Source organism: Limnohabitans parvus II-B4, assembly GCF_003063455.1.
GTDB lineage: Bacteria > Pseudomonadota > Gammaproteobacteria > Burkholderiales > Burkholderiaceae_C > Limnohabitans_A > Limnohabitans_A parvus.
Genome location: NZ_NESN01000002.1, coordinates 151152 through 169594 on the forward strand (window position 1 = coordinate 151152; position 18443 = coordinate 169594).

Here is an 18443-nt window from a genome sequence, read left to right on the forward strand (position 1 = left end):
CACAAACACCGACTGGACCTGCGCATGAACGCCCCCACCCTTTTGACTTGGTCTGAAAAAGACACCCCACGCTCGGCCCTGTGGCGCTCCGACCAAGTGCTGCCCAAAACCGTGGTGCTGGCCGACGACACCATGACCGCTGACACCGCTTACCGCTTGGCCTGTGCGGGCACCGGCTTGCTGTGGCGCAGCGACTTTCAGAACGCGCGGCAAATGCTGCAAGCGCTGACACGGCGCATCGACAAACCCAAAAAAGCCCGCGCCAAAAAGCAAGACCCGCACGCCCCCGTGATCGCCGGTGCGGCCTTTCACACCCACCGCCAGGCACAAGCCCAGCGCACGCGCATTCTGAGCCAAGTCTTGATTGAGTTGAACGGCGACTATGGCATCGACCTGCGCCGCGCCCCCGACGTCAAAGCCGCCTGCCTGCAAGCCTTTGGCTCGGCCAATGGGCAAGCCTCGGTGATCTCGCTGCGCAGCTTGCAAGGCGTGATCGGCGCGTTTGAATGGCGCAAGAACGGCGTTGAAGTGCCCGCCATGGGCGAAGCCTTGCGCATTTACCCGCACTACGGCGTGTTCTCTCCGGTACGCGGCGAATATGTGGAGCTGGTGGCCAACGCGCCACTGCCCGAAGCACTCAAGACCCACTCTGTGGCCTTTGACATTGGTGTGGGCACGGGCGTCTTATCGGCGGTGCTGGCGCGTCGGGGGGCGGCGCAAGTGGTGGGCACGGACATGTCCGAGCGCGCTTTGGCCTGCGCCCTGGACAACTTGCAGCGACTGGGCCTTCAAAACCAGGTGCAACTGCAGCCCGCCAACCTGTTCCCGGAAGGCCGGGCAGCGGTGGTGGTTTGCAACCCCCCCTGGTTGCCTGCACGCCCCACCACACTGCTGGAACAAGCCGTCTACGACGAAGGCAGCCAAATGCTCAAAGGCTTCTTGGCGGGCCTGCCCGCTCACTTGTGCGAAGGCGGCGAAGGCTGGCTCATCTTGTCGGACCTGGCCGAACACCTAGGCCTGCGCACCCGCGAGGCCTTGCTGGGCTGGATCGAAGAGGCAGGCCTGCAGGTGTTGGGCCGCCTGGATGTGAAACCTGTGCATGCCAAAGCCCAAGATGTCACCGACCCGCTGCATGCCGCACGCTCGGCCGAAGTGACCTCGCTTTGGCGTTTGGGTGTGGCGGACTGATCAAGCCCTCGCCAGCACAGGCCCCAACGCCACGCCGGTGTGGGTGCCCAAGCGCACCAGCGCTTCGGGCGTCATGGCCGCCACGATGCGCCCTCCCGCGTTGCCGCCTTCTGGTCCCAGGTCAATGACCCAATCGGCTTCGGCGATCACATCCAAGTCGTGCTCGATCACGATCACGCTGTGCCCCGCATTCACCAGCCGGTGCAGCACGCTGATGAGCTTGTCCACGTCGGCCATGTGCAGGCCTACGGTGGGTTCGTCCAGCACATAGAGCGTGTGCGGGGCCTTGTTGCCACGCCTGCCCACTTCGTCACGCACTTTGGTGAGTTCGGTCACCAACTTGATGCGCTGCGCTTCGCCACCACTGAGCGTGGGTGAGGGCTGGCCCAAGGTGAGGTAGCCCAGCCCCACATCTTTGAGCAACTGCAGCGGGTGCGTGATGCTGGGCATGCTGGCAAAAAAGTCCACCGCCTCGTCGACTTCCATCTGCAGCACATCGCCAATGCTTTTGCCGCGCCAAGTGACCGCCAGAGTTTCGGGGTTGAAGCGGGCACCTCGGCATGTTTCGCAAGGCACTTTCACATCGGGCAAGAAACTCATCTCGATGGTGCGCATGCCCTGACCTTCACAACTCGGGCAGCGGCCTTCGCCGGTGTTGAAGCTGAAGCGCCCTGCGGCATAGCCGCGGGCTTTGGCCTCCAGCGTTTCGGCAAACAGTTTGCGGATGGTGTCCCAAAAGCCGATGTAGGTAGCCGGGCACGAACGCGGTGTTTTGCCAATGGGCGTTTGGTCCACTTCGAGCACGCGGTCGATGGTTTCAAAGCCCTGCACATCGCTGCACGCGGTCAAGGCCACGCGTTGACCCGCATCTTGTGCGGTGCGCCCAGCAAACGTGGCGCGCTGGCTGACCAGCGCCTGCACATTGGCCAGCAGCACATCACGGGCGAGCGTGGACTTGCCAGAGCCACTGACGCCGGTGACCGCCACAAGTCGCTTGAGCGGCACCTGTACATCGACCTGGCGCAGGTTGTGCAGGTTGGCTCCCGTCAAGGTGAGCCATTGCAAATCCACACCACCCGCAGCTTCTTTGTGGGGCGGTGGCGTGGGCGACGATTTTGGCGTACCCCCGACGTATGAGGAGCCCGCGCCATCGCCCCACAAAGAAGCATCCACCACACGTCGCATTTGCATAGGGTGCTTCATCGCATGCAGCAAATACCGCCCCGTCTGCGAATCTGCAGAGGCCGTGATGTCGGCCACCGAGCCTTCGGCCACCAAGCGGCCACCGCGTTTGCCCGCACTGGGGCCAATGTCGATGATGTGGTCGGCGCGGCGGATCGTGTCTTCGTCGTGCTCCACCACCACCAAGGTGTTGCCTTTGTCGCCCAGCTTGTGCAGGGCGTTGAGCAAGATCTGGTTGTCTCGGGCGTGCAGACCAATGGTGGGTTCGTCCAGCACGTAGCACACGCCCTGCAAGTTGCTGCCGAGTTGCGCAGCCAAACGGATGCGTTGTGCCTCACCGCCTGAGAGCGTGGGCGCACCCCGATCGAGCGTGAGGTAACCCAGACCCACTTCTTCCAAAAACTCCAAGCGGCTCTTGATCTCGGGCACCAGGTCACGGGCGATGTCGGCGTCGCGGCCCGTGAGCTGCAACTTGTCCACCCAATGCCGCACATCGGTCACCGACAAACTGGCGATGTCGGTGATGCGCCAGCCCTGGCCAGGTGCTGCGCCCAAGCGCACGGCACGCGCCGTGGCGTTCAGGCGAGTGCCTTCGCAACTGGGGCAGGCGACGTTGGCCAAGTCTTCGATCTCGGGTTCCGCAAAGGTTTTCTCGCGGCCTTTGTCCTTGTCGTCTTGCACCGAGTCGTCAAACACCTTGCGTTCGTCCTTGCTGAGCTTGACGCCGGTGCCCACGCAGTCAGGGCACCAACCGTGTTTGCTGTTGTACGAGAACAAGCGCGGGTCGAGTTCGGCATACGAGGTAGCGCAAGCCGGGCAAGCGCGCAGGGTCGAGAACACGCGGTGCTGGCCGATGCGGGCGGTGGATTCGCCGCTGAACATGGCTTCGCGCAGACCGTCCAAGTCGCTCAGTACATGCACCACGCCCTTGCCGTGCTCCAGGGCTTTGCTCAGGGCTTGGCGCAGCGCAGTCTCGTTGGTGGGCAACACATCGAGACTGGCCACGGGCAGTTCAATGTTGTGTTCTTTGAAGCGGTCGATGCGCGGAAAGCCTTGTGTGGGCAAAAAGTCGCCATCGACGCGCAGGTGTGTGAAGCCACGCGGCCGCGCCCAGTCGGCCAGCTCGGTGTATACACCTTTGCGGTTGACGACCAAGGGGGCCAGCAGGCCGATGTGTTGCCCCCGGAACTGCGTCATGAGCTGCGCGATGATGCTGTCGGGCGTTTGCGGTTGCACGGGCGTGTTGTCGTGCACGCAATGCTGAATGCCCAACTTCACATAGAGCAGGCGCAAGAAATGCCAAACCTCGGTGGTCGTGCCCACGGTGGATTTGCGGCCGCCGCGTGAAAGCCGCTGCTCAATCGCCACGGTGGGCGGGATGCCGTAAACCGCATCCACCTCGGGGCGGCCTGCGGGCTGCACGATGCTTCGGGCGTAGGCGTTCAGGCTTTCCAAATAACGGCGCTGGCCTTCGTTGAACAGGATGTCAAACGCCAGCGTGGACTTGCCCGAACCGCTCACACCGGTGACGACGTTGAACTTGCCCCGCGGAATGTCCACGCTCAGGCTTTTGAGGTTGTGTTCTTTGGCGTTGACGATCTGGATGTGGTTGTTCTGAATCGGTTTTTTCTTCTTGTCATCCTTGCGATTTTTAACCGTGCCATCCTCGGGCTTTTTAAGATTGTCATCCTCGGGCTTGACCCGGGAATCCATGGATTCCCGCGTTCGCAGGAATGACAGCACAGGAACACCTTCTTTCGCCCAATGGACCTCGCCCATCGACTCGGCGTACTCCCGCAGCGCCAGCCCCGTGTGCGATGTGGCGTGTTGGCGCACGTCTTCTGGCGTGCCCTCGGCCACAATCAGGCCCCCGGCATAACCACCCTCTGGCCCCAAGTCGATCAGCCAGTCGCTGGCGCGGATGACGTCCAAGTTGTGCTCGATGACGATGAGCGAATGCCCCGCTTCGAGCAGCTTGCGCAAAGCCCGCATGAGCTTGGCGATGTCGTCGAAGTGCAGACCCGTGGTCGGCTCGTCAAACAAAAACAAGGTGCCTTTGCGGGCCAGACTCTGGCGGCTCTTGGACGCGCTCTTGGCGGCTTCAGCCAAAAAGCCCGCGAGCTTGAGGCGCTGCGCTTCGCCGCCCGACAAGGTGGGCACGGGCTGACCCAGCTTCACGTATTCCAGACCCACATCGACGATGGGCTGCAGGGCGCGGATCACGTCGCGGTCTTGTGCGAACAAGGCAGCGGCTTCGCTCACCGTCAAGTCCAGCACGTCGGCCACGTTCAGGTGGCGCGGTTGCGCCTGCCCCATGGCCTGACGCTCGACGGTGATCTCCAAGATTTCAGGACGGTAGCGCTTGCCATCGCAATCGGGGCAGCGCAAATACACGTCGCTCAAAAACTGCATCTCGACGTGCTCAAAGCCCGAACCGCCGCAGGTGGGGCAACGGCCATCGCCACCGTTGAAGCTGAACTTGCTGGCGGTGTAGCCGCGCTGGCGCGACAGCGGCGCGGTCGCAAAAATTTCACGAATCGCGTCCCAAGCGCCCACATAGCTCACCGGGTTGGATCGTGCGGTTTTGCCGATGGGCGACTGGTCCACAAACACCACATCGCTCAGGTGGTCGGCCCCCAGCAGGCGGTCGTGTGCGCCGGGGGTTTCGGTGGCTTTGCCAAAGTGGCGCATGAGTGCCGGGGCCAGCACGTCTTGGATCAAACTCGATTTGCCCGAGCCGCTCACGCCGGTGATGGTGACCAGGCGCTGCAACGGAAAGTCCACGCTGATGTTTTGCAGGTTGTGTTCGCGTGCGCCTTCCAAAATCAACCGTGGCGTGCTGTCGGTCACCATGCGCTTGAAGCCCAGGCCCACTTGCTTGCGCCCACCCAAATAGGCGCCGGTGAGCGTGTCGGCGTTGCGCAAGTCGGCGGTGCTGCCGTCAAACACGATCTCGCCGCCGCGCTCGCCCGGTCCAGGGCCCATGTCGATCATGCGGTCGGCCGCCATCATCACGGCGGGGTCGTGCTCGACCACGACCAGCGTGTTGCCCGCGTCGCGCAGGCGGTGCATGGCCTGGGTGATGCGGTTCATGTCGCGTGGGTGCAGGCCAATGCTGGGCTCGTCCAGCACAAACAAAGTGTTGACCAACGATGTGCCCAAGGCCGTAGTGAGGTTGATGCGCTGCACCTCGCCGCCGCTGAGCGTCCGGCTTTGGCGGTCGAGGGTGAGGTAACCAATGCCCACATCGCACAGGTATTTGAGGCGGGTGGTGATTTCTTCCAGCAAGAGTTGGAGGGCTTTTTGTTCTGCGCTTGCCCCCACGGCTTCGGCCGGGGATGGGCTGGGCGACGATTTTGGCGTATCCCCGCCGTGTGAGGAGCCCAGCCCATCCCCGGCCGAAGCCTCCCCTGAAGCCACAGACGCAAAACCAGAAGCAGACAACCGGTCAAAAAACAATCGCAACCGATCGAGCGGCATGATCATCATGTCGTGCAGACTCAAACCCGGCAGCGCCTCCAACTGCGCACGGGTCCACTTCACACCAGCGGGCATGAAACGCTTTTCCACTGGCAAGACGCCATCGGCATCCGAGTGGCTGCCAATGCGCCAGAGCAAACTCTCGGTCTTCAAACGCGCCCCTTGGCACGTTGGGCACTCGGTGTAACTGCGGTACTTGGACAGGAGCACGCGGATGTGCATCTTGTAGGCCTTGCTCTCCAGGTACTCAAAAAAGCGCTTCACGCCGTACCACTGATGATTCCAGCGGCCCTTCCACTCGGGCGAGCCGTTGATCACCCAATCTTGCTGCGCTTTCGTCAGCTTGTCCCACGCGGTGTCACGCGGAATGCCTGCGGCCTCGGCGTGACGCATCAGGTCGTCCTGGTTTTCTTGCCAGGCAGGCGTTTGCAGTGTCTTGATGGCCCCGGACCGCAGCGTGAGTTTGGGGTTGGGAATGACCAGGCCGTAGTCGACGCCGATCACCCGGCCAAAACCCCGGCAGGTCTCGCACGCGCCAACCGCCGAGTTGAAAGAGAACATCGACGGGATCGGGTCGGTGTAACGCTGATCGCTGTCGGGGCAATGCAGGCCGGTGGAAAAACGCCAGATCTCAAAGGCCGAATCGGAGGCCTCTGAGTTTGCGGGCTTTTCGACATACACATTGAGGCGGCCACCCCGTTTCAGAGCGACCTCGATCGCCTCGACCACACGGGCTTTTTCGGCTTGACCGATGCGAAAGCGGTCAGCGATCACATCCAACACCTTGCGCGGGCCGGTGGGCGTGGCCACTTCGCGCTCGGCCTGCACCTTGGTGAAGCCGCTGGCGGACAGCCATTGCTCGACTTGCTCGGCGCTGGTGCCTGCAGGCAGCTCGACCGGAAAGGTCAGGTACAGGCGAGGGTCTTGCTCCTGCGCAGCACGCGCTGCCAGCTCCGCATAGATGGTTTCGGGCGTGTCATGGCGAACGCTCTGGGCTGTGTCCTTGTCAAACAACTGGCCCAGTCGGGCGAACAACAACTTGAGGTGGTCATTGAGCTCGGTCATAGTGCCCACGGTGGAGCGTGAACTGCGCACCGGGTTGGTCTGGTCGATCGCAATGGCGGGGGGGACACCTTCGACCTTATCCACCGCCGGTTTGTCCATGCGGTCCAGGAATTGCCTAGCGTAAGCGCTGAAGGTCTCCACATAACGCCGCTGGCCCTCGGCGTACAACGTGTCAAACACCAGGCTGGATTTGCCCGAGCCGCTGGGGCCGGTGACGACGGTCAGCTCACCGGTACGGATGTCGAGGTCGATGTTTTTGAGATTGTGCTGACGGGCACCACGGATGCGAATGAGACCTTGGGACATGAGCTGGCTTTTTGGGGTGGAGGCCAAACATTCTAGGGCGCAGGCCGTGACATTTCTTTCACCCAAAAGAAAAGCCACGCAAGTGCGTGGCTTTGGGTGGGAATGCCTGACCGTGGTCAAGCACGCCCAACAGGTTCAGTGCTTACTTGGCAGCGCTGGCATCTGCAGCGGGTGCTGCTGCAGGCGCATCGGTCTTGGCAGGCTCCACATGCACGGCGTCAGCGCCATGCTTTTCACCACCCATGTCCAACTTGTCACCGCCCTTGCTGATCACATAAATACCCAAGGCAGCAAAGATCGCGAATCCAACAGCAATTTTCCACATAGTTCATCTCCAATAATGAAAAAGGCCCTCCACAGAGGGAAGGCCCAGAATGTAGCACCCGAGTCACCCCGGGATGCTTACAAGAAAGATCAGTCGTCAGCGTAGATGTCGACGTCTTTGGTTTCCTTGATGAACAAGCCACCAATCACGACGGTTGCGCCAGCGATGATGATGGGGTACCACAAGCCGTTGTACATGTTACCGGTCTGAGCCACGATCGCGAAAGCGGTGGTAGGCAACAAGCCGCCGAACCAGCCGTTACCGATGTGGTAAGGCAAGGACATGGAGGTGTAACGGATGCGGGTGGGGAACATCTCGACCAGCATGGCGGCGATAGGACCGTACACCATGGTCACCAGGATCACCAAGTAGGTGAGGATGATGATGACGGTGACCTTGTCGAACTTGGCCATGTCGGCTTTGGCTGGGTAGTTCGCGGCCTTCAGAGCAGCACCCAAGTTGGAGCCCAACAGGGTCGCACCAGCGGTCTTCTCGTTGCTCAGGTCTTTGACAGACTTGGTTGCAGCTTCGATGGCCTTGGCGTCTTTGGGTTCAGCAGCGTTCAGAGCAGCCAGCTTTTCCTCGGCCTTGGCCTTGGCAGCAGCAATGTCTTCAGCCGAGTACTTGATGTTCACCACGGTCTCGCCCACTTTGATGACGGCAGGTGTACCGGCAGGAGCCACTTCGTTGGAGTAGCTCACCGATGCGCCAGCCAAACGTTGCTTGGCGATGTCGCAAGAAGAAGTGAACTTCTTGGTGCCTGTGGGGTTGAACTGGAACGAGCACTCGGCTGGATCAGCAATGACCACCACTTGCGATGCGGCTTGGGCAGCGAACAAGTCGGGGTTAGCCGCCTTGGTCAAGGCCTTGAACACAGGGAAGTAGGTCAAAGCGGCCAACAAGCAACCGGCCAAGATGATCGGCTTGCGGCCGATCTTGTCAGACAGTGCGCCGAACACCACGAAGAACGGTGTGCCGATGATCAAGGAGATCGCGACCATGATGTTGGCGGTGGCGCCGTCCACTTTCAACGCTTGTGTCAAGAAGAACAAAGCGTAGAACTGACCGGAGTACCAGACCACAGCTTGACCAGCGGTCAAACCGATCAGGGCCAAGATCACGATTTTCAGGTTTTTCCACTGGCCGAAAGACTCGGACAGAGGGGCTTTGGAGGTCTTGCCTTCGGCTTTCATTTTCACGAAAGCAGGCGATTCGTTCATGCTCAAGCGGATGAAGACCGAAATGATCAACATGATGATCGAGACGATGAACGGTACGCGCCAGCCCCATTCAGCGAAGGCTTCTTCACCAACGATGGTACGAGTGCCCAAAATCACCATCAAGGACAAGAACAAGCCCAAAGTGGCTGTGGTCTGGATCCAGGCGGTGTAGGCGCCACGCTTGCCGTGAGGTGCATGCTCAGCCACGTAAGTGGCAGCACCACCGTACTCACCACCCAAAGCCAAGCCTTGCAACAAGCGCAGGCAGATCAGGATGACGGGAGCGGCCACGCCGATGCTGGCGTAGTTGGGCAAGATGCCCACGATGAAGGTCGATGCACCCATGATCAGGATGGTGACCAAGAAGGTGTACTTGCGGCCGATCATGTCGCCCAAGCGGCCGAAGAAGATCGCGCCGAAAGGACGCACGATGAAACCAGCAGCAAACGCCAGCAAAGCGAAGATGAAAGCAGAGCCTTCGTCCAAGCCGCTGAAGAATTGCTTGGCAATGATCGCGGCCAACGAGCCGTACAGGTAAAAGTCGTACCACTCAAACACGGTGCCCAGAGAAGAGGCAAAAATCACCTTCTTCTCTTCCGCCGACATCGGGCGGGGTTCAGTTGTAGCCATAAAGCTGTCTCCAAAAAAGAGTCTCCGACACGGAAACTTGGCGCGATTCTTGGGCTTGGCTCTTGCCCTCATCTGACAGCGAACCAACAGATACTTACAGTTCAAGTAGAAACCCTTGGTATTTTTACCGCAATGTGAAAAATCATAAAACTTCACGGGTAATCCCTAGATGGGCTCAACACGATAATGGCCACCTCATCGCCTCTTTCAGACGCCCCTGCTTGTGACCACCGCCCGATTTTTGTCCATTCGCCAGAAGATTCGCCTTTTGACGGGCGTGCTGCTGCTGGTGTGGGCGCTGGTCTCTTTTGGCTGGGTCTGGTTTGCCAGAGCACTGGATTTCAAGATCGGCGACTGGACATTCAACTTCTGGATGGCGGCACAAGGCAGCCTCCTGGTTTTTCTGCTGCTGATCGTTGTGAATGCCTGGTGCGTCAACCGCTGGGAAAAGGAACAACAAGACAAAGAGGCCCAATCGCCCACTTCATTGCCTTGATGCTGTTCAGACCGTGACCTCGGCCAGCCGCTCAAAAGGCAGACCCTGCTTGACCAGAATCACCGTGCAGGGTGCCTGCATCGCCACCTTGATCGGCACCGTGGCCAAAACGCGCTGCATCTGCAAGCCATGTGTCGCCGCCCCCATGATGACCATGTTGACCTGGTTGCCCTCGGCATAGCGCAGCAAGGCGTCCGCCACATCACCCGACTCAAGCACATGGAAAGAAGTCTGGTGTCCACCCAGGTCAAGCGGTTGAGCCCATTGCTGCAACCGGCTCAAATGCCACCGGTGCACTTGGGTCTCGCTCTTTTCCGATTCGGTGCTGCTGGTCAGGCCTGAAGAAATCACCGTCACGCAAGCCAAGCGGGCACCCGGGCGGATGCCCAGCGAACGTGCCACCGCTTCGCGCAGGGAATACAGCGTGGCGTCACTCACGTCGTGGTGCGGCACGGCCACCATGATGATCGGCACTTGCTCGATCTGCTCCACCGGCACAGGACTCGGCCGATACGCCATGCCACTGGCCCTGACCCAGCGCTTGAAGTGCGTCCAGAAACCCGTGCCCTCGGTTTTACGGCCCCGTTCGGTCACCTTGACCTGGTCTGGATGGGTCAGGTCAAACGCCAGATGCGATGCCGACGGATAACGTGAAGCCGCCACCGGCTCCAGACAACGCAAGATCACTTCCTGCAACCACTCCGGCAAATCAGGGCGGTGTTTTCTCGGAGGGGGCGGGTCCATCCACAAACGCTGACGCATGCCCCCAGTGGTCGCGGGCTCACCAAACGGCAGTTCGCCTGTGGCCAATTCGTACAGCATGACGCCGATGGCAAAAATGTCGCTGCGCGGATCGCCGCGCACGCCCACCACCTGCTCGGGCGAAATCCAGACGGGAGAACCCACCGCTTTGCGCAACTCTTCGGCCAGCAAGTCGGGGTAATGCGCGTGGCAAGACAAACCAAAGTCCAGCATGACCGCAGACCCATCGGGGCGAATCAGCACATTGGCAGGCTTCAAGTCGAGGTGACACACATTTTGCTGGTGCAGGCTGTGGGCGGCACGCGCCATCGCAGCCCCCAATGCGGCCATCTCGGGCACCGTCACAGTCTCACGGTGGTCCAACCAATGCTGCAGGGTCTGGCCTTCGACATATTCAATGACCAGATAAGGCAGCCTCGACAAATCACCGGCCGCTACAAAACGCGGCACATGCGTTCCTTTGAGTTCGGACAGAATTTGCAGCTCAATCTCAAAGCTCACAATGTTTTCCGCACCATCGCCCGCCGTCATGCGCGGAATTTTCATCGCCATGGGGAACTCGGCCGCACGGCGAGAACCATCCAGAGACGGCGCATACACCACCTTGTAAATATGGGCCATGCCACCGGCATGCAAACAGGTTTGCACTTCAAAGCCATCAATCAGGTGTCCGGGGTTCAACAGTTTCAACGTCCATGCTCCAGTCGTTGCGCAAATGATTCTGGCAAGCCCGCACGGCGAATGGCGGCGGCAGCCTCGGTGTGGTTGTAAGGCACCCGGTGAAATGTGATTTTTTGAAGCGTGCGATCACACAGGGCATACATGGCGCGGGGATCGCCATCACGGGGCTGGCCACAAGACCCCACGCAAGCCACCATGGGCCTGTGCGCCGGAGTTGGCACGGGCGATCCCGGCATGGGCTCAAATTTCATGAGACCCCGGCCTGCCCCCCGGAAATACAAGGCCTGGTGATGCACATGCCCCACCAGCACGTGTGGCCCTTGCTGCTGTGCCAAAGCCTGTTCCAGGCAGCGACCGGCGGCACTCTCGCCGTCCACATAGCGCCACGACTCCGGCCGGTCGGCACTGGCGTGCACCAGCAACAAACCATCGTGCGACAAAGTGAGCGGCAAACGGGTCAAAAAATTGCGATGGGCATCGCTCAACTGGTCGTGTGTCCATTGCGCGCCTTGCGAGCCCAGGGTGGCCTCACCCCCCTGCGCCTGGGGCGGGTTCAGCGCCATGTCATCGTGGTTGCCACGCAAGACCAGCGCGCCTTGCTCTGCCAAATGCATGATGTCATCGAGGACGGCCGCAGGGTCTGCGCCATAACCGACCAGATCGCCCAGAAAGGCAAACTGATCAGCCCCCTGCTGGCGCGCATGGGCCAAACAGGCCTGCAAGGCTTGCCGGTTGGCATGGATATCGGAAATCAGGGCCAGTTTCATTGGTGTCTCCAGCCTCATGATGACAGCCACAGCTGATGCCAAACTTGCCGCAGATCAAATTCGAGGTACAGACCGGTCCGCGCACCGCCCGAACAAGGCTCAGGTTTTGCGCTGAATGCCGACAGGTAAACCGCCCACAGCCGTCCAGTCATCGCTGCCAAACCAGGGGTCCCCCAGCAAATATGCGCGCAGCATGGGCAAGGCATCGTTGCCCCAGAACACTTGGCCATCGACCACAAAACTCGGCACACCAAACAAGTTCAGGGCAATCGCTTCGTCCGTGTTGTCTTTCAGACGCTGTTTGACTTCGGCGCTGCCCACATCGGCCGCTGGCACCAGATCGGCACTCAGAGCGGCCAGACGCTCTGCATTTGCCGCCTCCTGCCCGCTGCACCAGACATGTCTGAAAATTTTGTCACACACGAAACGGTTGGGCTCGCCTGCAGGGTCGCACGCTGTAGCCAGCCGCAGCAAACCCAAAGAATTGAAAGGATGGCTGGCGGGCAGCTGCAAAGGCGTGTCTTGTGCGCGGGCCTGCCATTGCACCTGCCGATAAGTCCAATCGCGCTTGGCGGGTATCTCTGCCGGGCCCAACTGCCCATGGTGCTGGAGCATGGCACCAAACACCACCGGCTTGTGCACCACCCGGACACTGATGCCCTGCAAGGCTTGGGGCAAAGCATCGAAAGCCAACCAGGCATAGGGAGAAATGAAGTCGAGATAAAAGTGAATGGTTTTCATGGTGTGCTGCCAATGGCCCAAAAATCAACAGCGTCAGCGGTCCATCGCCTGGCGCTGGCGCAAACGCTCGGGAATCTGCGCCCAGACCAAACGCTTTTCTTCGTCGGTGGCCCGGCTCCAACCGCCGATCTCGGGCAGTGTCCGCAAGCATCCATCGCACCAGCCCGCACTGGGGTGCATCAAGCACAGCGACACACAAGGCGACGACACCGAATTTGGCGCAGGCGGTGTGGCCTCGGCCAGCACCTGCTCAGCGCGCTCACTGAGCTTTTTCCAATAATGTTGGCTCATGCAAGCGCCTCAGGTGCTGCTTGCACCACATCGGCCACCGGCGCACCCGTCAGTCGTTTCAGGTCTTCGGGCTGCAAGCGGAACACGCCGTGCGGGTGCCCGGCCGCTGCCCAGACTTCCTCAAAGCGCCACAGGTCCTGATCGAGCAAGGTCACGGGCGGGTTCAGGTGCGCCAGGGGTGACACGCCACCGATGGTGAAGCCCGTTTGGGCTTTCACGAAATCGGCATCGGCCCGCCCGATCTTGCCCACCAGGGCCGACACTTTCTTTTCGTCCACCCGGCGGTCGCCCGAGGTGACCACCAGCACGGCCATACCATCTTCCTTGCGCTTGAAGATCACGCTCTTGGCAATTTGGCCCAGCTGCACACCCAGGCCGTCGGCGGCCTCTTGCGCAGTGCGGGCCGCGCCATCGAGCATGACCGGGGCATGGGAATGCGCCGCGTCCTGCAAGGCCTGCGCAACGCGCTGAACGCCTTCTGGCAAGGCATGGAGTTCTGATCCGCACATGGCTCAGCCCGCCCGCTTGTTGAGGATGGCTTTGGCCACACGCGAACCGGAGGGTCGGCCCAGAAAATCGCTGATGAACGCACCTGCATCGATCAGTTTGTCAAGGTCGATGCCCGTTTCAATGCCCATGCCGTGCAACAGGTAGACCACGTCTTCGGTCGCCACATTGCCGGTGGCCCCCTTCGCATAGGGGCAGCCACCCAAGCCCGCAACCGATGACTGGAAATTCCAGACGCCCATTTGCAACGCGGCCAGCGTGTTGGACAAGGCCTGTCCGTAGGTGTCATGAAAGTGGCCGCAAATGTGGTCCACACCGAAATGCTGCTGCGTTGCCTGAATGGCTTTTTGCACCTTGAGTGGGGTGCCCACGCCAATCGTGTCAGCCACGTCCACGCGCTGCACGCCAATCTGCTTCATGAGGCCCGCCAGATAAGCCACGCGCTCGGGCGCCACATCGCCCTCGTAAGGACAGCCCACCGTGCAGCTCATGGCCCCGCGCACCGCGATGCCTGCGGCCAGCGCCGCCTGCACCACGGGGGCAAAGCGCTCGATGCTCTCGGCGATCGAGCAATTGATGTTTTTGAGGCTGAAGGCTTCGCTGGCCGCACCAAAAACCACGATCTCGTCAGGCCGTGTTTGGAGGGCCGCCTCAAAGCCTTGCAGGTTGGGCGTGAGCACCGAATAGCGCACGCCGCTCTGGCGCTGGATACCCGCCATCACCTCACCGTTGTCGGCCATCTGCGGCACCCATTTGGGACTGACAAAACTGGTGATCTCGATCTCGGTCAGGCCTGCGGCCTGCAAGCGGTGCACCAGCTCGATCTTGACCGCAGCGGGCACAGGCTGTTTTTCGTTTTGCAAGCCGTCGCGAGGGCCGACATCGATGAGTTGAACGCGTTGGGGAATGGGCATGGTGTTCTCTTTCTGCTCAATAGCCGCGCTGGTGGTTCACGATGCCGTTGATCGGTTCGCCGCGCTGCAAAGCCTGAATTTTGCCCACGATTTGCGAGATGCTTTCTTCACGCAAGGTGCGGGCAGAGGTGTGTGGTGTGACCGTGATCTTTGGGTGTTTCCAGAACTCATGGTCCGCAGGCAAGGGCTCGGTGCGAAACACGTCGAGCGTGGCACCGGCCATGTGTCCGCTGTCGATCAGGGAGATCAGGTCTTCTTCCACCAGGTGCTTGCCTCGGGCCACGTTGACGAGGTAGCCGCCGGGCTGCAGCTGCGAGAGGGTGGTTTTGTTCAGGATGTTTTGGGTCTCAGGCGTGAGCGGCATCAGGTTGACCAGCACGCGTGTGGACGCCAGGAATTCGGGCAAGCCCTGCGCCCCGCTGAAGCAGCGGATACCGGGCAGGTCTTTGGCACTGCGGCTGTAGCCGTTGACCGGGAATTCAAACACCTGCAGCGCTTTGGCCACACGCTCGCCCAGCACGCCCAGGCCCATGACGCCGACCGCAAAATCGGCCCGGCTGCGCGGCTTGCGGTAGGACCATTTACCCGAGTTGATGTCGGCGTCGTAGCCATCGAACTCGCGAAAGTGTCGGATCACCGCATGGCACACGTATTCGGCCATCTGCACCGACATGCCCGCGTCGTCCAGCCGCACCACCTTGAGGCTTGGCGGCAATTTCAGCTGCAGCAAGGCGTCCACGCCTGCGCCAATGTTGAACAGCGTTTTCAGGCCGCGCTGTTCGTCGATGAACTGCTGGGGCGGGGCCCAGACAATGGCGTGGTCAGCTTGGGGGACGCCCGGTGCCCATGCATCAACTTCAGCCTGCGGAAAAGCTTGTTGCAGGCCCTGCACCCAAGGCTCTGGTGACAGGCCGGCGAAACAGATGGTGATTTTCATGGGGTGATTTTGTCAGCAAGGCCAAGCCCGCGATGTCGCATGGGTTAGCGCATCGCTTGCAGGGCAAGCTCCTACAAATACCTTTGACCTCGTAGGAGCCAGCCCTGCTGGCGATTCGGGCGCTTGTGGTCTGCTGCTGGCCATAGCTTGCAGGCCAGCGCTTCACACCGCCAGTTTGAGCAGCTCGGCCCCGTCGGCGACCTGGTCGCCAGGGGCGTACAACAGTTCGGCCACGGTGCCGTCTTTGGGCGCGCTGATGGTGTGCTCCATCTTCATGGCCTCCATCACCGCCAGCGGCTGACCCGCTTTGACTTTGTCACCGGCCTTCACGGCAAACGACACGACCTTGCCCGGCATGGGTGCCGTCAGGCGTCCGCCTTCTTGCGCAGTCTCACCGGCATGGGCCAGCGGGTCGAGCAGGCCGATGCGCGTGGCCCCTTGTGGGGTGAACACATGGCAGGTTTCACCTTGTGCATGCACCGTGCTGTGGGTGCGTTGACCGTTGAACTGCACCCACAGGCCATCACCTTGGGGCGTGAACAGAAAGACGCTTTCTGCGCCCTCACCCACTTGCAGCAACAGCTGCGGACCATAGGTGAGCACCGCACGCACGGGCTGGCCGTCGTACTCCAGCTCAAATCGGCGGCGTGTGTTGCCGTGCGATTGCCAGCCGTCGCGGCGGCTGAACGGGTCGGCGCCCTGGGCGGCGGCTTCGGCCTGCAAGGCGTTGGCAATCACCGCTGCTGCAGCGGCCTGTAGGCCCACCGGGTCTTGTTTGAACAGCACAGCGCTTTCGCGCTGAATGAGTGCGGTGTCCAGCTGAGCGGCGACAAAGGCCTGGCTGCGCACCACATGGCGCAGGAACTGCACGTTGGTGTTCAGGCCCACGATGTGGGTTTGTGCCAACGCAGTGTCCAGACGTGCCAAGGCTTGCTCGCGGGTGTCACCGTGCACGATGAGTTTGGCCACCATGGAGTCGTAAAACGGGCTGATGGTGTCGCCCTCGCGAACGCCATCGTCAATGCGAATCGTGCTTCGCTCGAAACTGGCAGCTTGCGGCTTGCGATAAACCTGCAGCGTACCGGTCGCAGGCAAGAAGTTGTTGTCGGGGTTTTCGGCGCAAATGCGCGCCTCGATGGCGTGGCCCGTCATGCGGATTTCACTTTGCTGCAAGGGCAATGGCTCGCCACTGGCCACACGCAGTTGCCATTCCACCAAATCGAGCCCGGTGATGGCTTCGGTCACAGGATGCTCCACCTGCAAACGCGTGTTCATCTCCATGAAGAAGAACTTCATGGATTCGGGCTGGTCATACGCCGTTTGCTCCACGATGAATTCCACCGTGCCCGCACCCACATAGTTCACCGCTTTAGCCGCAGCCACAGCGGCCGCGCCCATTTGCGCACGCAGGGCTTCGGTCATGCCGGGGGCCGGGGCTTCTTCCAGCACTTTCTGATGGCGGCGCTGCACAGAGCAATCGCGCTCGAACAGGTACACACAGTTGCCCTGCGTGTCGCCAAACACCTGAATCTCAATGTGGCGCGGACGCTGCACATATTTTTCGATCAGCACCGCGTCGCTGCCAAAGCTGTTGATGGCTTCGCGTTTGCACGAAGCCAGCGCTGCGGCAAAGTCTTCGGACTTTTCGACCACGCGCATGCCTTTGCCGCCACCACCCGCGCTGGCCTTGATCAGGGCGGGGTAACCGATGCGGTCGGCCTCACGCTGCAGCAGTGCCGGGTCTTGGTCGGCCCCGTGGTAACCGGGCACCAGCGGCACACCGGCGGCTTCCATCAGGCGCTTGGATTCGGCTTTGAGGCCCATCGCCAAAATCGCCGAGGCAGGCGGGCCGATGAACACCAGACCTGCGGCGGCGCAGGCCTTGGCAAAGTCTTCGTTCTCGCTCAAAAAGCCGTAGCCGGGGTGAACCGCCTCAGCCCCGGTGGCCTTGGCGGCTTCCAAAATGCGTTGCCACTGCAGGTAGCTGTCCTTGGGCGCAGAGCCGCCCACATGCACCGCTTCGTCGCAGGCTTGCACATGCTTGGCCCCGGTGTCGGCGTCTGAATAAACAGCCACGGTTTGGATGCCCATCCGACGGGCAGTGGCCGCAACGCGGCACGCGATTTCGCCACGGTTGGCGATCAGTATTTTTTTGAACATGTTTTTCCTTAGCCCAACCAATTTGGTTTGCGTTTTTGCAAGAAAGACTGCACGCCTTCTTTGCCCTCAGCACTTGAACGGATGTCGGCGATACCCGCCACCGTCTGCGCCACCAACGCATCGTTGATCTCGCGTTCGGCCACGTCTTGCACCAGCTTCTTGCAGGCACGCACAGCGTTGGGGCTGGCGTTCACCAGCGCCTGCGTCAGCTCGGCCACTTTCCCGTCCAGCACATCGGCAGTCACCACCTCGTGCACCAGCCCGATACGGTGAGCCTCGTCCGCACCAAAGCGCTCGGCCGTCAAAAAGTAGCGGTGCGCTGCGCGTGCGCCCATGGCTCGGATCACATAGGGGCTGATGGTCGCCGGAATCAGGCCCAGCTTGACCTCGCTCAGGCAATAGTTCGCCGTGTCCACGCTCACCGCCATGTCACACGCAGCCACCAGACCCATGCCACCGGCATACACATCGCCCTGCACGCGGGCGATGGTCGGCTGGGGGCATGCGTAGATAGCGCGCAGCATGGCAGCCAGCTCGCCCGCATCGGCCAGGTTTTCGGCGCGGGTGTAGTCGGCCATGCGACGCATCCAGTTGAGGTCTGCGCCTGCGCAAAAAGCAGGGCCCTCGGCGGCCAGGACTACGCAACGCACAGCGCTGTCTTGCGCCACCGCCACAAAAGCTTTTTTCAGCTCGGCAATGACCTCATCGTTGAAGGCGTTGCGCACATCCGGGCGCGACAGCGTGATGGTGTGCACGCCACCTTGGGTGGAAATTTTCAGAGCACTCATGCG

General features: G+C 61.1%; 14 protein-coding genes. 2 read left to right on the plus strand and 12 right to left on the minus strand.

Going from position 1 to position 18443, the window contains the following annotated elements; genetic code table 11:
• Positions 1-24: 24 nt before the first annotated feature.
• Positions 25-1188: a methyltransferase gene (locus B9Z37_RS05315; protein ID WP_108312526.1), complete on the plus strand. Its 1164-nt coding sequence runs from the start codon at positions 25-27 to the stop codon at positions 1186-1188.
• Here B9Z37_RS05315 and uvrA read toward each other — a convergent pair whose 3' ends face one another.
• The 3 genes from uvrA to B9Z37_RS05330 all read right to left on the minus strand — a co-directional run bounded on the left by uvrA (position 1189) and on the right by B9Z37_RS05330 (position 9396).
• Positions 1189-7221, minus strand: a complete 6033-nt coding sequence (uvrA, locus tag B9Z37_RS05320) for an excinuclease ABC subunit UvrA (RefSeq protein WP_108312014.1) — start codon at positions 7219-7221, stop codon at positions 1189-1191.
• Positions 7222-7363: 142 nt separating this feature from the next.
• Positions 7364-7546, minus strand: coding sequence for a hypothetical protein (locus B9Z37_RS05325; protein WP_108312015.1), 183 nt, complete (start codon positions 7544-7546; stop codon positions 7364-7366).
• An 89-nt stretch (positions 7547-7635) separates the two neighbouring features.
• On the minus strand, positions 7636-9396 hold the full coding sequence (locus B9Z37_RS05330) for an MFS transporter (protein ID WP_108312016.1): 1761 nt from the start codon (positions 9394-9396) through the stop codon (positions 7636-7638).
• Between the two features lie 223 nt (positions 9397-9619).
• Here B9Z37_RS05330 and B9Z37_RS05335 point away from each other — a divergent pair, with 223 nt between their 5' ends.
• Complete coding sequence (locus tag B9Z37_RS05335) at positions 9620-9892, plus strand: DUF4212 domain-containing protein (RefSeq protein ID WP_240606631.1); 273 nt, start codon at positions 9620-9622, stop codon at positions 9890-9892.
• Positions 9893-9898: 6 nt separating this feature from the next.
• On the opposite strand, the gene B9Z37_RS05340 is transcribed toward B9Z37_RS05335, so the two are convergent.
• The 9 genes from B9Z37_RS05340 to B9Z37_RS05380 all read right to left on the minus strand — a co-directional run bounded on the left by B9Z37_RS05340 (position 9899) and on the right by B9Z37_RS05380 (position 18440).
• Positions 9899-11344 (minus strand): serine/threonine protein kinase, encoded by a 1446-nt coding sequence (locus tag B9Z37_RS05340; protein ID WP_108312018.1) that lies wholly within the window; start codon positions 11342-11344, stop codon positions 9899-9901.
• The gene (locus tag B9Z37_RS05345; protein ID WP_108312019.1) at positions 11341-12102 is read right to left on the minus strand and encodes a metallophosphoesterase family protein; all 762 of its coding nucleotides are present in this window, start codon (positions 12100-12102) and stop codon (positions 11341-11343) included. Before B9Z37_RS05345 ends, B9Z37_RS05340 begins: the two co-directional genes overlap by 4 nt.
• Positions 12103-12201: 99 nt before the next feature.
• Positions 12202-12843 carry a 2-hydroxychromene-2-carboxylate isomerase gene (locus B9Z37_RS05350; RefSeq protein ID WP_108312020.1) on the minus strand — a complete coding sequence of 214 codons (642 nt, stop codon included), beginning with the start codon at positions 12841-12843 and terminating at the stop codon, positions 12202-12204.
• 33 nt (positions 12844-12876) lie between these two features.
• The gene (locus B9Z37_RS05355; protein WP_108312021.1) at positions 12877-13134 is read right to left on the minus strand and encodes a DUF1289 domain-containing protein; all 258 of its coding nucleotides are present in this window, start codon (positions 13132-13134) and stop codon (positions 12877-12879) included.
• The gene (locus B9Z37_RS05360; protein ID WP_108312022.1) at positions 13131-13643 is read right to left on the minus strand and encodes a YbaK/EbsC family protein; all 513 of its coding nucleotides are present in this window, start codon (positions 13641-13643) and stop codon (positions 13131-13133) included. The genes B9Z37_RS05355 and B9Z37_RS05360 overlap by 4 nt, the downstream gene beginning before the upstream one ends.
• Positions 13644-13646: 3 nt before the next feature.
• Positions 13647-14555, minus strand: coding sequence for a hydroxymethylglutaryl-CoA lyase (locus tag B9Z37_RS05365; protein ID WP_108312023.1), 909 nt, complete (start codon positions 14553-14555; stop codon positions 13647-13649).
• A gap of 16 nt (positions 14556-14571) precedes the next feature.
• Positions 14572-15492 carry a 2-hydroxyacid dehydrogenase gene (locus tag B9Z37_RS05370; protein WP_108312024.1) on the minus strand — a complete coding sequence of 307 codons (921 nt, stop codon included), beginning with the start codon at positions 15490-15492 and terminating at the stop codon, positions 14572-14574.
• A 162-nt stretch (positions 15493-15654) separates the two neighbouring features.
• Positions 15655-17652, minus strand: coding sequence for an acetyl-CoA carboxylase biotin carboxylase subunit (locus B9Z37_RS05375; RefSeq protein WP_108312025.1), 1998 nt, complete (start codon positions 17650-17652; stop codon positions 15655-15657).
• 8 nt (positions 17653-17660) lie between these two features.
• A complete protein-coding gene (locus tag B9Z37_RS05380; protein ID WP_108312026.1) occupies positions 17661-18440 on the minus strand; it encodes an enoyl-CoA hydratase/isomerase family protein in 780 nt (259 codons plus the stop codon).
• Positions 18441-18443 lie beyond the last annotated feature (3 nt).